Below are 14,112 nucleotides of genomic sequence, written 5' to 3' on the forward strand. Positions count from 1 at the left end.
AACGTTGACACAGGCAACTATTCGACGCCCCGATGCGCTCTTTTCTATTGTCGAGTATCAATGTGACGGACCGGGCGAGCGGTTGCTGGGCGCGGACGGCCATCGAGTCTCGCGGCCCTTCCTCCTACCTCGGGAGGAGGTGTGGCTACGACCGGCGGCCGCAGGTGGGGCTTGCGGTCGGGCGCGGTCGACGGGCCGGCCCAGAAGCATCTACAGGCATGACTACCAACCTTCCTCGGCGGGCCCACTGGCACCGCCCGCTGCTGGTGTTCGTCTCGGCGATGGCGGTGCTCGCCGTCGTCAGCGCGGTCGGCATCGTCGCCGATCAGCGGGTCCTGACAGGTGTGCCGATCTGGCTCAAGCCGTTCAAGTTCTCGGTGTCCTTCGTGTTGTACGGCCTCACCCTCGCCTGGCTGCTCACCCTGCTGCGCCGCCGCAGCCGGATCGCGGAGTGGGCGGCCACCGTCGTGGTCGCCATGGGGACGGTGGAGATGGCCATCATCGTCGGACAGGTGCTGCGCGGCACGGCCAGCCACTACAACGAGACCAGCCCGCTGAACGCGACGCTGTGGCTGCTGATGGGTGCGGCGATCATGGTGCTCTTCGCCGCGCACCTCGTCATCGGCATCGTGGTGCTGCGCCAGCCGATCGCCGACCGGGCCGCCCGGTACGCGGTCAGCCTGGGAATCGGCCTGGCCCTGCTCGGCATGCTGGTGGCGATACCGATGACGCTGCCCGGCCAGGCGCCCGCCGTCGAGGGGATCGCCGGGGCGCACAGCGTAGGGGTAAGCGACGGCGGCCCAGGGCTGCCGCTGGTCGGCTGGAGCACCACCGGCGGGGATCTGCGGATCGGGCACTTCGTCGGGCTGCACGCCCTGCAGGTGCTGCCGATCCTGGCGCTCCTGCTGAGCCGGTTCTCCGGCGGCCGGCTGGACGAGCGCACCCGGGCGCGGCTGCTGGTCGTCGCGGGCGCCGCGTACGGGGCATTCACGCTCCTGCTCACCTGGCAGGCGCTGCGCGGGCAGCCGTTGCTGCGCCCGGACGCGCTCACCCTGGCCGCCACGGCGGCGCTGGTGGCCGCGACCGCGACCGCGACCCTCACGGTGCTGCGCCGGCACCGCCGCTTGGCGACCGCGCCGAACACTGCGACCGCGCCCGGCATGGCGACCGCGCCGAACACGACTATGGTGCCGGGCACGGTGGACCACTCGGAGGTGACGGGATGAACGCCACGTTGTTCACGCTGACGTTCGCGGTGGCCGCCCCCTTCTGGGCGATGATGATCCTGCTGCCGAAGTGGTCGGTGACCGCCCGGATCATCCGGTCGCCGCTGATCGTGCTGCCCGCCGTGACGATCTACGCCATCCTGGTGCTCCCGGCGCTCGGAGAGGTGCTGCCGGCAGTGGCCTCCCCCACTCTGGACGCCGTGCGGGACCTGCTGGGCACCGACGACGGCGCGGCGGCAGCCTGGGCGCACATGATCGCGTTCGACCTGTTCGTCGGCCGGTGGGCGTGGCTCGACAGCCGGGAGCGGAAGGTGCCGTCGCTGGTCATGGCGCCGGTGCTGGTGCTGACGATCCTGCTCGGGCCGCTCGGCCTGGCCGCCTACCTGGCGGTGCGGCCCAGGTGGGGCCGGTCATCGGCCACTCGTGGCACCGACCCGCAGCGCCTAGGCTGACTGCCGTGAGCTGGGTGGGACGGCTGTTCGACGCGCGCGACACCCTCGTGCGGATGGGGCTGGTCGTGCTCGCCGGCATCGGGTATCTGATCTTCGGTGCTCCGGTCACGCCGACGACCACACAGTGGATCCTCGCGGTGCTCGCCTTCGCCGTCGGGCTGGCGTTCCACCACCGGACGTTGGTCAACCTGGTGGCCCAGACCGCGCTGCTGGCGGCCGCCATCTGCCTGATCGACGACTTCATGATCAATCAGGTCGGCGCCAGTTGGGCTCTGCTCGAGTTGACCATACGGGCGCGCGGTACCCGGACCATCTGGCTGGCCGCCGGGCTACTGGCCGCGGTCGACCTGACCGACTCGATCGGCGACCCGCTCCCGCGCTTCCTCTCCGGTGTGTTCGGGCTGCTGATCGAGGTCGGCATCCCGCTGCTGCTGGGACTGGTCATCCGGACCACCCGGGAACTCGGCCAGCAGGCGTACCAACGGGCGGCGGAGGAGCAGCGTCGACGCGAGTCGGAGAGCCGTGCCGCGCGGGCCGACGAACGCAGCGCCATCGCCCGCGAGTTGCACGACGTGGTCGCGCATCACGTGGCGTCGATGGTGCTGCGGGTCGGTGTGGCCCGGCACGTGCTGACCGACCTGGATCCCCGGGTCGGCGCGGTCTTCGACGACGTGCACACCACCGGCAGCGCGGCACTGGCCGACCTGCGCCGGCTGGTCGCGGTGCTGCGCGACCCCGACGGCGTACGCGGCGACGCGGCGCTGACCGCGATCGAACCGTCGGCGCTGCCGGCCGCCCTCGGCGCGGCGATCGACCGGGCCCGCCAGGCCGGCGTCACCGTGGAGGCCGACATCGACCCGGCGGTCGGCTCGCTCGACGCGGTGCGAGGGCTGGCGGTGTTGCGCCTCACCCAGGAGTCACTGACCAACGTGGCCAAGCACGCCGGCACATCCAGCGTGGCACGGTTGTCGGTCGGCGTGGTCGACGGGGCCGTGCACTGGGAGGTCGTCGACGACGGGCACGGCCGGGTGCCGGCGACGCTGCCGGCCGGCGGCGGTCACGGCATCACCGGGATGCGCGAGCGGGTCGAGGTGCTCGGCGGCCGGTTGGCGGCCGGCCCCGACGGCACAGGTTGGCGGGTGGGTACCGTCCTGCCGGCACCGGCGGAGCCGGCATGATCCGGGTCCTGCTGGTCGACGACCAGCACCTCATCCGTGCCGGGTTGCGCATGCTCTGCGAGGCCCAGCCCGACATCGAGGTCGTCGGCGAGGCCGACAACGGTCGGGACGCGATCTCCCTCGCCGCTCGGCTGGTGCCCGACGTGGTGGTGATGGACCTGCGCATGCCGGGCGTCGACGGAATCTCCGCGACCAGCCGCATCCTCGCCGACCGGCCCGGCACCCGCGTGCTGGTGCTGACCACCTTCGGCGACGACGACCACCTCTATCCCGCGCTGACCGCCGGCGCCTGTGGCTTCCTGCTCAAGGACGCGCCACCCGCCGACCTGCTGGACGGCGTACGCCGGGCCGCCGCCGGCGACAGCCCGTTCAGCCAGGAGGTGCTGAGCCGCCTGGTGCACCGCGCGATGCACGCCCGCACCGGGACGCCCCCACCGGTCGACGGGCTGACCACCCGCGAGCGGCAGGTGCTGGACCTCATCGCCGAGGGTCTGTCCAACGCCGAAATCGCCGAGCGGCTGCACATCGGCGTGACCACGGTGAAGACCCACATCACCAGCCTGATGAGCAAGACGGGCAGCCCCAACCGGGTGCGCCTGGCCCTGTTCGCGCGCGGCGTGTGAACGGGTCGCCGCCGGTCTATCCGCCGGCCATCGCGCCGAGGACGATGAAGGGCTCCTCCCCGGCGACGACCCGCTCGGGCAGGGGGATGTCGGGGGCGGCGTTGGAGAGATCCTCCTCGCAGGCGTAGAAGCGGACGAAGGCGCGGCGCTCGCCGCTGTGCCGGTCGCGGATGGTGCCGAGCAGCATCGGGTACCTCGCCTCGATGGCGTCCAGCAACCGGCGCTGGGTGGCCGGCCCGGGGCCGGCCACCTCGATCCGCACCTCGCCGGTCACCCGGGCGAGGGTCTTCAGGTGAGCCGGGAGGACGACCCGGATCACGGCAGCACCTGGACTTCCACGGAGAGCACGGGCGGCAGGTCCCGGACGATCGGCGCCCAGTTGTCGCCGCCGTCAGCGGAGTGGTACACCTGGCCACCGCTGGTGCCGAAGTAGATCCCGCAGGGGTCCAGTGTGTCGACCGCCATCGCGTCGCGCAGCACGTTGACGTAGCAGTCGGACTGCGGCAGCCCGCTGGTCAGCGGCTCCCACTCGTCTCCACCGGTGCGACTGCGGTAGACGCGCAGCCGGCCCTCCGGCGGGTAGTGCTCGGAGTCGCTCTTGATCGGCACGACGTAGATGGTCTCCGGCTCGTGGGCGTGCACCGCGATCGGGAAACCGAAGTCCGACGGCAGGTTGCCGCTGACCTCGCGCCAGTTCGCGCCGGCGTCGTCACTGCGCAGCACGTCCCAGTGCTTCTGCATGAACAGCGTGTCCGGCCGGGACGGATGCTGGGTGATGTGGTGCACGCAGTGACCGACCTCGGAATCCTGGTCGGGAATCTCCCCCGAACGCAGCCCCTTGTTGATCGGCAGCCAGCTGGCGCCGGCGTCGTCACTGCGGAAGGCGCCCGCCGCCGAGATGGCGACGTAGATCCGGCCCTGGTGGGCGGGGTCGAGGATGATGGTGTGCAGGCACAGGCCGCCGGCGCCGGGCTGCCACGACGACCCGCTCGGGTGGGTACGCAGTGCGGTCAGCTCGGTCCACTTGCCACCGCCGTCGGCGGAGACGTAGAGCGCCGCGTCCTCCGCGCCGGCGTACACGGTGTCGGGGTCGTCGCGGGACGGCTCAAGGTGCCAGATGCGCTTGAACTCCCAGGGCCGTGGGGTGCCGTCGTACCAGAGGTGATCGCCGACGTCGCCGGCGTAGGCGAAGTCGTTGCCGACCGTGCTCCAGCTGCGGCCACCGTCGTCGGAGCGCTGGATCACCTGGCCGAACCAGCCGCCGGACTGGGAGACGTAGAGCCGGTCCGGGTCGGCCGGCGACCCGGTGAGGTGGAAGATCTCCCAACCGCCGAAGTGCGGCCCGTCGACCGTCCAGTCGTCGCGGCTGCCGTCCGAGGTGAGGAGGAACGCACCCTTGCGTGTCCCCACCAGCACCCGTACACCGGTCATCGTCTTGTCCTCTCGTCGCCGGCCGGCGGGCGCTCGGTGACGGCGCCGCCACGCCGATGTTCGTCGGTCCCCATCGGTCTACTCCCCCGGTACGACGAATTGGTCACACCGGAACGGACAACCACCAACGCCGCCGGTCGGCTCCCCTGACTTCTGTCGGATGTACGTCACACCGGCCCCTCGCGTACATCCCACCGCCGGGCCCCTTGCACAGCGTAGTGACACCGACCACGATGGGATCATGGTCGATGGATTGATCTTGCATGTCGGGTCCGACGGTCCGGTCACCGACGAGGAGTTGGCCGAGCAGACACGTCATCTCAAGGACCACCTGAACCAGCTGCCGGGTGTCGAGGCGACCGAGCTCACCGGGGCGGCCGAGCCGGGCACCCGGGACACCGTCAGCTACCTCTTCGGGCTGCTCGCCCTCGCGGTCTTCACCGTGCCGACGGTCAAGCGGGCGGCGGCGGACATCCGGCACCTTGCCGAGGTCATCAAGCGCTATCAGGAGCGCAACAAGGGCAAGCGGCTGCGGATGACCCTTCCGGACGGCACCGAGATCGACGTGCGGGACGTTTCGGAGAAGACCCTGGCCGAGCTGATCAAGTCGGTGTCGGTACCCCGGCAGGGCACCGCCGCGATCCCCGAGAAGGTCGACGGTGACTGACCCGGGCACCCGGTGAAGCGCGCGCTCCTGATCGGGGTGGGCAGCTACACCAGCGAGGCTCTGCCCGAGCTGGACTCCCCCGCCAGTGACCTCAAGGACTGGGCCCGGCTGCTGCGGGACCCGGCCCTCGGCGCCTTCGACGAGGTGCGGGACACCCTCGACGCCGACTCGCGCACCGTGCAGCTCGTCCTCTACGACTTCCTGACCCGCGCCGATCCCCACGACTTCCTGCTGGTCTACTACTGCGGCCACGGGCGCCTGCACAACGGTCACCGGCTCTACCTGACCGCCACCGACACCGACCCCGACCGCCTGCCGCCGACCTCGGTGCCGACCGACGAGCTGCGGCACTGGATCGACGAGTGCCGGGCCCGCGAGATGGTGCTGATCCTCGACTGCTGTCATGCCGGCGCGTTCGGCGACCTCAAGCAGCGCGGGGACCGCAGCCGCATCGTGGTGGTCTCCGCCGGCGCCACCGAGCTGGCCCACGAGGGTGACGGCCACAAGCAGCACGCCCTGCCGTCCGTGTTCTCCGGGCCCTTCCTCGAGGGGCTGCGTACCGGCGGCGCCGACCGCGACGGCAACGGGATCATCAGCGTCCGGGAGGCGTTCGAGTACGCGGCCGTGCGGATGGTCGACCGGGAACGCCGGCAGACACCGCAGATGCGGGCCGCCGGCGTCGGGGACCTGATCCTCAGCAACGCGCCGCGGCGGCCCGAGCTGGTCCCGGGCGAGCTGCTCGCACTCACCCGCAGCAGCGTCCCCTCGGCCCGGGTGCTGGCCGTGGACGAGCTGAGCAACTGGGCGTACGGCAACCAGCGGAGCCGCGAGCAGTTGGTGGCCGCCTTCGAGACACTGGAGACCCTGGAACGGGATCCGGCGGAGCGGGTGGCCGAACGGGCCCGCCAGGCCCTGTCGGGCCGACTTCGGGTCACCCGCGCCGAGGTCGACCAGGAGCCCGGACCGGCACCGCCGGACGAGCCGGGCTGGGCGGCCGGCAGCACCTTCTACGAGGTCAACGTCCGGTTCTTCTACGACTCCGACGGCGACGGCCACGGCGACCTGCGCGGCGTCACCGAGAAGCTGGACTACCTGCGCCGGCTGGGGGTCGACTGTCTGCTGCTCAACCCGATCATGGCCGCTCCGTCGCCGGGCGACGGCCGGGCCGCGTCGGACTTCGAGGCGATCGACGAGGGCCTCGGTCAGCCGTCACATCTGCTGGAGCTGCTCAGCCTCGCCCACCGGCAGGGCCTGCGCGTGGTGCTGGACCTGGTGCTCAACCACACCAGCGACCAGCACCCATGGTTCCAGGCGTCCCGCAGCGACCCGGACGGCCCGTACGGCGACTTCTACGTGTGGAGCGACACCGGCGAGGACTACGCCGAGGCCGACGACCCGCTCGGCAGTCACGGCGCGGGATGGACCTACGACGGGCGGCGGCGACAGTACTACTGGCACCGGTACGGCCGGGCAGAACCGGACCTGAACTACGACGCGCCCGAGGTGCGGGCCGCGATGCGCGACGTGATGGACTTCTGGCTCCGGCAGGGCGTCGACGGCCTGCGCCTGCTCACCGTCCCCTACCTGTTCGAACGCAGCGGCACCTCCAGCAAGGGCCTCGACGAGACCCACGGCTACCTGCGGGACCTACGGTCCTGGCTGGACTCGACGTACCCCAACCGGATCCTCATCGCCTGGAGCGAGGACTGGCCCGAGGGCGCCGGTTCGTACTTCGGCACCGACGAGCAGCCCGAATGCCACCTGGTGACGTACGCCTCGCTGATGCCGAGCCTGCTGCTGGCCATGCGGCGTGAGACGCACCGGCCGGTGTCCCGGGTGCTGTCGCAGATGGGTGACCAGCCGGCCGACCGGCACTGGGCGGTGTTCCTGCGCAACGGCGACGAGATGCCACTGGGCCTGCTGCACGAGCGGGAACGCGACGACCTGCTGCACGCGTACGCGCCGCTGGCCCGGCAGCGGGGCGCGACCGGCATCCGCCGCCGGACGGCGACGCTGCTCAACGACGACCGGGGGCAGCTGGAACTCGCCTTCGCGTTGCTGCTGTCCATGCCCGGCGTGCCGGTGCTGTACTACGGCGACGAGATCGGCATGGGCGAGAACCTGGCGCTGCCGGGCAACCTGGCGTTCAACACGCCGATGCAGTGGGCACCGGACCGCAACGGCGGCTTCTCGGTGGCGCAGCCGGAGAACCTGCCGGCACCGCCGATCCACGAGTCGATCTACGGCTACATGGCGGTCAACGTGGAGAACCAGCTCCGCTCGCGCTCCTCGCTGCTGCACGTGATCGAGAAGCTGATCGAGACGCGGCACGCCTGGCCGGCCTTCTCCCGCCCCGGCTGCCGGATCGTCCGGTCGACCAACCCGGCCGTCCTGGCCTTCCTGCGCGGCGAGCCCGGCGACGAGGTGCTCTGCCTGTTCAACTTCTCGCGGTACCCGCAGACGACGACGCTGACCCTGGTCTCGCACCTCGGGCACCGTCCCCGGGAGCTGATGGGCGGCGCCGAGTTCCCCCGGGTGCCCGACTCCGGCGAATACGACATCGGCGTGGCCGGCCACGGCGTCTTCTGGCTCTCCCTGGCGACGGTGCCGGCTCACTAGCCGCCCGGACCGGCCAGGAGCAGGTCGACCGACCGCTCCGCCGGCACCGCACGTCCCGTCCGCCACGTCGTCTCGTCAGGGCTCGCGGGAGGCCCGCCGCGAGTTGGCGGGCCAGAGGACCGTGGTCGGGATGCCGCGCGCCCGGGCCAGGGTCACGGTCCGGTCGGTCGACGCCGCATGGCAGCCCGGCTCGCCGTCCCAGACCGCCAACAGCCGCTGTACGCGCAGCAGCAGCTCCCGGTTGGCGGCCACGTACGCGGCGGTGCCGGAGGTGCGGTAGCCGGTGTGGATGACCTGGGTCGCCCGATTCAGCAGCTCGTCGAAGTCGGCCCGGCTCGCCGGCCTGATCGTGTCCCGGTAGTCCCGGGCCGGCAGGATCACCTCGTAGGTGCCGCCGCTGTCCAGGACCGCACGGGCGAAGATCTGGTCGGTGCCGGCCGCCAGGCAGGTCACGCCGTGCACCGGCCGGTCGCTGGTCCGGCGCAGTTCGACGCGCAGCGCGTCGGCGACCAACCGCTCGGTGGCCGGCGTCAGGTTGATGTGCCCGGTGACCCCGACGCGCACCGGCACGCGATCAGGCGCCATCGGCCACTCCTTCCCGCTGGGCGGGTACGGCCGGACCGAGCCGGATCAACTCGAACCCGCTGTCGGACAGTACGTCGGGCAGCGCCCGGATCTCCTCACGGTTCTGCTCCTGAACGGCAGGGGTCAGCTCGTCCCACGGCCGCAGCGCCGGGTGCCGCCGCCGGACCTCGTCGCGCGGCCTGCCGTACGTCCAACCCTCACCGCGCCGTTCCCGGCACCACCGTTCGTGTTCGAGTCGGGCCAGTTGGTCGATCCGGTCGTCGATGGCCCGCCCGGCGGCCGAGGCGTCACCGGCGCTGCCGTGTCGGGGCGCCACCACACAGCCCAGCCGCAGCAGCTTGGCGGCGATGTCCTGGACATGGCTGCGGTTGGCCCGGCGCAGCGACTCGGGCAGCCGGGACCAGGGCACCATCGCGGGCGCGTCGCCGAGGCCCACCCCGGCGCGCTGCTGGGCGTGCAGGTACCGGTCGTGGATCTGCTGGGCCAGCCGCTCGGTGAGGTCCTCGGCGATCAGCCGGGCCTCGCAGGCGTGGGTCAGCACCGGGTAGAGGCGCAGCTTTCCGTGCACCTCGTCGAGCAGGTCGTGGCGGGAGTCGCCGTGGAAGGCGGCGGCCAGCGCCGCCTGCCGGTAGACCGGCACGAATATCGAACTCTGCGGGCCCCGCCAGAGCGCCGGCGTGTCCAGCGCCATTCGCAGCCCACTTATCTCGTCCGGAGCGCAGATGTAGATCCGGTCGTAGCCACCGGCGCCGAACTGGTCCAGCCCGATCAGCTCGTCGACGTCCCGATCGTACGCGGCGAGCCGGCAGACCCTGCCCAGGAACGGGTAGCGGGAGGCGGCGAGGGCGAGTTCGGTACTGGCGTCCGGCGCCACGAGGTCCACCTGCAACGGTCGGCTCGGCCGGCCACCGTCGGTCCGGCCGGCCCGCCAGTGCCGGGCGGTCTCCACCAGCAGCGCTCGCCGGAAGCTGCCCCCGCCGGCGATGAGGACCTTCGTCCGCCGGCCGGGAACGGACGGCAACGGGTGGTGCCGGTGCAGCGCGCGGGCGGCGATGTCGTCGACGTGGAAGTAGTCCAGCCGCAGCCGGCTGGATCCGGCGGCGCCGAGCCGCCGGGCCTGCAGCGACAGGCACATCTCGGGATCGTGGACCTGGACGTAGACCCGGGACGGGTGCCGCCGGTCCTGGATCAGCCGGTTGGCGGTGTTGGCGATCGCGTGGTTCCGGTCGTCGTCGTCGGTGCAGGCGTAGATGGTGTGCGCCTTGGGCAGGCCGGCGCCGCGCAGCACCTCGGCGCTGGTGGCGTCCCCGACGACACCGAGGTACCGACGCCGCCGGTACTCCAGCGGACCGAACGGCTCGGAACGCACCACGACCACCCGTTCACCGTCGGCGTAGAGCCGATCGGCGAGCATGTGGGCGTACTGGGAATCGCCACAGACCACCGCGTGGCCACTGGCCCGCCGGGCGCGTTGCCGGCGGATCTCGGCGGCCAGCAGCAGCCGGCCCGCCTCGGCAACGGCCGCCAGGGTGAACAGCGGGGCGACGAACCGGGCGACCTGAAGCTGCCACGGATAGGGGCCCGGGTTCTCGAAGAGTTCGGCGCTGAGCAGGAAGAGCTGCAGGTCGTAGTAGAGGATGTCGTACCGGTCCCCGATGGCCTCCGGCCGTACCTCCGACAGGCGGTCCAGACCGATGTAGCCGAGGATCAGGGCGAACAGCCCGATCGCCGCGAACACCACCCGCAGCCACCAGGCGGCGGGGCGGGCCGCACCGGGAACCGGGTGCGTCATCAAACGGCTTCCGGGGCCGTCGGACCGAGGGGGTGGACACCCAGCGGGTCGGGCCGCCTGGGCCGGCGCCGCGGCCACCGGTTTGCGACCATGGGCCATATGCTATGGGACGCGGTCGATCCGACCGGTGCCCGGCGTGCCCGCCGATCGGCCCTTTTTCGCAGGTGAGACCGATCTGTCGCCTGGTGAGGTCCGCCGCGATGGCTACTGACGGCTACGATTCGAAGACGGCCCGAAGGCGCGGAGGAGCATTGCCGGCCCGTGCCGTGGGAGTTCCTGGTGCCCAGACCAGAGCTACCGGAGGATCAGAAAGATGGATGCAACCGAAGATCCACCGGCGGTCGGTCCGGTCAATCCGTTCTCCCCGACGGCTGTCGCCAGGGTGACCGAGGGCGGGGCGCCGGCGACCACGGTCACCACCGCCGCCATCCGCGACGCGCTCGCCCACCTGGACCACTACCTGCGCAGCGGCGACGGTGGCACGGTCGCGGTGGTGGGTGACTACGGCACCGGTAAGACGCACCTGGCCGCCGAATTACTGGCCCACGTCCGTGAGGCCACCGGCGGGACGGTCCGAGCGATCTACCTCGACGCGCCCGCCGACACGTTCCTGTCACTGAGTCGCCAGTTCCTCGGCCGGCTGTCCCGCGACGCGGTGCGGACCATGCTCGACGAATACCGGGCGGAGTCACCTACCGTGGCCACGCCGGGTGACAGCCTGGATGGGCCTTCGGGAGCCGGGTGGCTCGGCGAACGGCTGCGGGCGGAGCTGGCCCAGGTCACCACCGACCCGTCCGCCGGCACGGTGCTGGCCATGCTGCTCGACCCCGCCACCGAGGCGGCAGCCTGGGACTGGCTGATGGGTTACCCGCCCGGGCCGGCCCTGGAGGCGGCCGGCGTCCCGGCCCGGGCCGATGTGGAGTCCGACGCGGTGACGACGATGGGGGTGCTGGCCCTGCTGTGCTGGCACCGCCGGGAACGCTTCGTGCTGGTGCTCGACGAGCTGGACAAGATCCTTTCCGCGGCGGGCCGTCCGGGCGACGACACGATGGCCCGGTTCTCCCGGATGATCGAGATCTTCGCGTCCGCCGGTGCCTTCCTGGTGATTGCCGGGCTGCCCGACATGCTGCACCTGCTCAGCCCCGACGTGCGGCAGCGGATCGGCCCGATCGTGCGGATGTCCGCGCTGAACGCGCAGGACGTACGGGACTTCATCCGACGCAGCCAGCTGCGCACGTTCGGTCAGGCACGGTTGGCACCGTTCACGGTGGAGACCACCGAGTACCTCACCAACCTGACCGACGGGGTGCCCCGCCGGCTGATCCGGCTGTGCTACCACCTCTACCAGCGGGCGGCACAGGCCGACACACCCGTCACCCACCTCATGGTTCGTGAGGCGGTACGGGTCCAGTTCGACCTGGCCAGCAGGCAGGATGTCGCCGCCGACGTGCGGCGGGTGCTCACCCAGGACGGCTGGTCGTACCAGCGGGACCATCTGGTCGGTTCGCTGCGGGACCTGCCGGTCGACTTCTGGGTGCCGCTGGAGGAGCAGGGGGCCGGCTGCTGCGTGCTCCTGTCCGAATCGGTGCTCAAGTCAGAGGAGGTCGACGCACTCAACCGCAGGGTGGTGGCGATCCGAGCGGCGGTGCCGGACAGCGAAGCCATCCTGGTCGTCGTCGGGCACCTACCGGCGGATTTCGCCGCCGACCTCGCCGAGACGTTCAGTGTGGAGCCGATCGTCTACGACCCACAGTCCTTCCCCGAGGATCTGTCGGGCAGCATCAAGGCCTCCCTGCGCCGGCTTGAGCAGGCGCTCGGCGCGGACGCGCTGACCTCGGTGCGGACGCGGGTCGAGCGCATCCAGCGCCAGCAGACCAACGCTCAGCGCTCCATCGAGCGGCTGTCGTACCAGCTGGACGAGATTCGGGGCGACCTGCGCCACGACCTGCGGGGCCCGGCGCAGCGGGACCATCACCCGACGGTCCGACCGAAGGTGGGTGCGGCGGCGTTGCCGGGCCCGGTCGCCCGGCTCTTCGTCGAGGCCATCGCGGCCCTCGACCAGCTCACCGGCTTCGACCGGCACCTGCGCGACGCCTTCGCACCGCCCGGCACCGAGATCCGACGAGCGGTCGAGGACGCCGCGCCGCTGCGCTCCGGGTTGCGCTCACGGGACGTGCAGCGGGCACTGGGCACCTCGATGGTGTTGCGGCGGTTGATCGAGGCGTTCCGCGACGGCGTCGAAAGCTGGTACGAGGGTCACCGCCGCGCACCCCGGCCGGGGGATCTGGACCGGTTGGACCGGCTCTGTGAAACGTATGACGGCATCGCCGAGTACCTGCCGCTGTTCCAACTGGACGTGCTGGGTGACCTGGCCGTCCCGGGTGACGCCGGCCCGATCGAGCCGCCGGACCGCTCCCGCAGCTGGTCGGAGGCACGGTCGGTGTTCGACGGGCTGAGCGGTCGGGTGCGGCGGCTGATGGTGAACGCCTGACCGCCGCCGCCCCGACCCGTCTGCCCTACATCACGTGCTGGTTCGGGTGTCCGACCCGGTCAGCTGCCGTCCCACCGCCGACATGTCGAGATCCGCCTGGGTGACCCAGTCCTGGTCGAGCGCGACCCCGAACAGGTACTCCTCCGGCGCGAGCAGATAGTAGAAGACCGCGCCGATCTCCAGGTCGAGGACCAGGCGTTCGACCTGACCGGCGACGGTCCGGCGCAGATCCCGGCTGACCTGCAGCGACAGCAGGGACAGATCCCCGGCCAGGCGTTCGTAACGGGTCCGCCGGCCGGCCACGGTGACGCCTCTACTGAAGAAGGGCTCCAGGTCCGGATGACGCAGGATGTCGGCCGCGGCCGTCTGCTCCCCCGCCCGGTGGTGGCTGAGGTAGTGCAGCCCCGCGGGGCGCAGCGCCGTGGTGAGCAGGCCGCCGACCTCCGGTGACCCGACCACGTACGCCATGAAGTCGACGGTCGACGGCGACACCGGCACCTGCGCGTCACCGGCGGTCTGCCAGCCGCCCGGATTCTGCGAGGGCAGCCGCACCAGTTGGCGCAGCGCGGTGGCGAGTTGGGCGGCTGCCCGGTCGATCTCGCCCGCCCGGGACGGGTCGGCCACCGCGTCGGTCGTGGACGCCGGCAGCGATCCGAATCCCACCACGTGTTCGCCGCCGATCACCGTGTTGCAGAAGACGAGATCCGCCCGGGTCTGGACGGCCAGCCGGACCAGGCCCCCACACTGGAGTTCCCACACCCGCCGGCTGAGGTCGGCCGCCCGGTAGACGAGTTGGGCACCCACAAGGCGGTGCGTCTCGCGGCGCTGCGCGGGCTCGGCACCGTCGATCGCGACCGGCGCCGACGGATGGCCCAGGAGATCGAGCGAGAAGTCGAGCACCCCGCCGGTGTAGTGCGCGATGTGGTAGATGCCGGTGCCGCCCAGGAGCAACTCCCGGCACAGCTTCCGCTTCTTGCGGAATCCGGGCACGTCCTGCTCGGCCGACTCCTCCTCCAGCGCCTCGATCAGCTGCGGATCCGTCACCTGG

At 71.6% G+C, this 14,112-nt stretch carries 12 protein-coding genes; 7 read left to right on the top strand and 5 right to left on the bottom strand.

Annotated features, from left to right (window positions below):
• Nucleotides 1-218: 218 nt before the first annotated feature.
• The 4 genes from BMY89_RS11755 to BMY89_RS11770 are packed head-to-tail and all read left to right on the top strand — an operon-like array spanning nt 219 to nt 3,479.
• Nucleotides 219-1,226 (top strand): hypothetical protein, encoded by a 1,008-nt coding sequence (locus BMY89_RS11755; RefSeq protein ID WP_232521238.1) that lies wholly within the window; start codon nt 219-221, stop codon nt 1,224-1,226.
• The gene (locus tag BMY89_RS11760) at nt 1,223-1,678 is read left to right on the top strand and encodes an ABA4-like family protein (protein WP_092379472.1); all 456 of its coding nucleotides are present in this window, start codon (nt 1,223-1,225) and stop codon (nt 1,676-1,678) included. Before BMY89_RS11755 ends, BMY89_RS11760 begins: the two co-directional genes overlap by 4 nt.
• A 5-nt stretch (nt 1,679-1,683) precedes the next feature.
• Nucleotides 1,684-2,856: a sensor histidine kinase gene (locus tag BMY89_RS11765; protein ID WP_092379475.1), complete on the top strand. Its 1,173-nt coding sequence runs from the start codon at nt 1,684-1,686 to the stop codon at nt 2,854-2,856.
• Entirely contained in the window at nt 2,853-3,479 is a 627-nt protein-coding gene (locus tag BMY89_RS11770) for a response regulator transcription factor (RefSeq protein WP_092380306.1), read from the top strand. Before BMY89_RS11765 ends, BMY89_RS11770 begins: the two co-directional genes overlap by 4 nt.
• Before the next feature lie 16 nt (nt 3,480-3,495).
• Here the strand turns inward: BMY89_RS11770 and BMY89_RS11775 are convergent, their stop codons facing one another.
• Nucleotides 3,496-3,798 (bottom strand): MoaD/ThiS family protein, encoded by a 303-nt coding sequence (locus BMY89_RS11775; protein WP_092379478.1) that lies wholly within the window; start codon nt 3,796-3,798, stop codon nt 3,496-3,498.
• On the bottom strand, nt 3,795-4,910 hold the full coding sequence (locus tag BMY89_RS11780; RefSeq protein WP_092379481.1) for a WD40/YVTN/BNR-like repeat-containing protein: 1,116 nt from the start codon (nt 4,908-4,910) through the stop codon (nt 3,795-3,797). Before BMY89_RS11780 ends, BMY89_RS11775 begins: the two co-directional genes overlap by 4 nt.
• A gap of 241 nt (nt 4,911-5,151) precedes the next feature.
• On the opposite strand from BMY89_RS11780, the gene BMY89_RS11785 reads away from it, so the two are divergent.
• Complete coding sequence (locus BMY89_RS11785) at nt 5,152-5,577, top strand: hypothetical protein (protein ID WP_092379484.1); 426 nt, start codon at nt 5,152-5,154, stop codon at nt 5,575-5,577.
• Between the two features lie 12 nt (nt 5,578-5,589).
• The gene (locus BMY89_RS11790; protein ID WP_092379487.1) at nt 5,590-8,196 is read left to right on the top strand and encodes a caspase, EACC1-associated type; all 2,607 of its coding nucleotides are present in this window, start codon (nt 5,590-5,592) and stop codon (nt 8,194-8,196) included.
• Nucleotides 8,197-8,271: 75 nt separating this feature from the next.
• Here the strand turns inward: BMY89_RS11790 and BMY89_RS11795 are convergent, their stop codons facing one another.
• The gene (locus BMY89_RS11795) at nt 8,272-8,781 is read right to left on the bottom strand and encodes a hypothetical protein (protein ID WP_198413997.1); all 510 of its coding nucleotides are present in this window, start codon (nt 8,779-8,781) and stop codon (nt 8,272-8,274) included.
• Complete coding sequence (locus BMY89_RS11800) at nt 8,771-10,573, bottom strand: RyR domain-containing protein (protein WP_170147642.1); 1,803 nt, start codon at nt 10,571-10,573, stop codon at nt 8,771-8,773. The genes BMY89_RS11795 and BMY89_RS11800 overlap by 11 nt, the downstream gene beginning before the upstream one ends.
• Before the next feature lie 313 nt (nt 10,574-10,886).
• On the opposite strand from BMY89_RS11800, the gene BMY89_RS11805 reads away from it, so the two are divergent.
• Nucleotides 10,887-13,064 carry an AAA family ATPase gene (locus tag BMY89_RS11805; RefSeq protein WP_092379496.1) on the top strand — a complete coding sequence of 726 codons (2,178 nt, stop codon included), beginning with the start codon at nt 10,887-10,889 and terminating at the stop codon, nt 13,062-13,064.
• Between the two features lie 30 nt (nt 13,065-13,094).
• Here the strand turns inward: BMY89_RS11805 and BMY89_RS11810 are convergent, their stop codons facing one another.
• The gene (locus tag BMY89_RS11810) at nt 13,095-14,108 is read right to left on the bottom strand and encodes a hypothetical protein (protein ID WP_092379499.1); all 1,014 of its coding nucleotides are present in this window, start codon (nt 14,106-14,108) and stop codon (nt 13,095-13,097) included.
• Nucleotides 14,109-14,112 lie beyond the last annotated feature (4 nt).

The sequence above is a fragment of the Micromonospora phaseoli genome (genome assembly GCF_900109115.1).
Lineage (GTDB): Bacteria > Actinomycetota > Actinomycetes > Mycobacteriales > Micromonosporaceae > Micromonospora > Micromonospora phaseoli.

Bases quoted from the DNA above. Each gene is read 5' to 3' on its own strand.
- BMY89_RS11760 (WP_092379472.1), top strand. From the start codon at position 1,223: ATGAACGCCACGTTGTTCACGCTGACGTTCGCGGTGGCCGCCCCCTTC.
- BMY89_RS11805 (WP_092379496.1), top strand. From the start codon at position 10,887: ATGGATGCAACCGAAGATCCACCGGCGGTCGGTCCGGTCAATCCGTTC.
- BMY89_RS11785 (WP_092379484.1), top strand. From the start codon at position 5,152: ATGGTCGATGGATTGATCTTGCATGTCGGGTCCGACGGTCCGGTCACC.
- BMY89_RS11795 (WP_198413997.1), bottom strand. From the start codon at position 8,781: ATGGCGCCTGATCGCGTGCCGGTGCGCGTCGGGGTCACCGGGCACATC.
- BMY89_RS11770 (WP_092380306.1), top strand. From the start codon at position 2,853: ATGATCCGGGTCCTGCTGGTCGACGACCAGCACCTCATCCGTGCCGGG.
- BMY89_RS11755 (WP_232521238.1), top strand. From the start codon at position 219: ATGACTACCAACCTTCCTCGGCGGGCCCACTGGCACCGCCCGCTGCTG.
- BMY89_RS11780 (WP_092379481.1), bottom strand. From the start codon at position 4,910: ATGACCGGTGTACGGGTGCTGGTGGGGACACGCAAGGGTGCGTTCCTC.
- BMY89_RS11800 (WP_170147642.1), bottom strand. From the start codon at position 10,573: ATGACGCACCCGGTTCCCGGTGCGGCCCGCCCCGCCGCCTGGTGGCTG.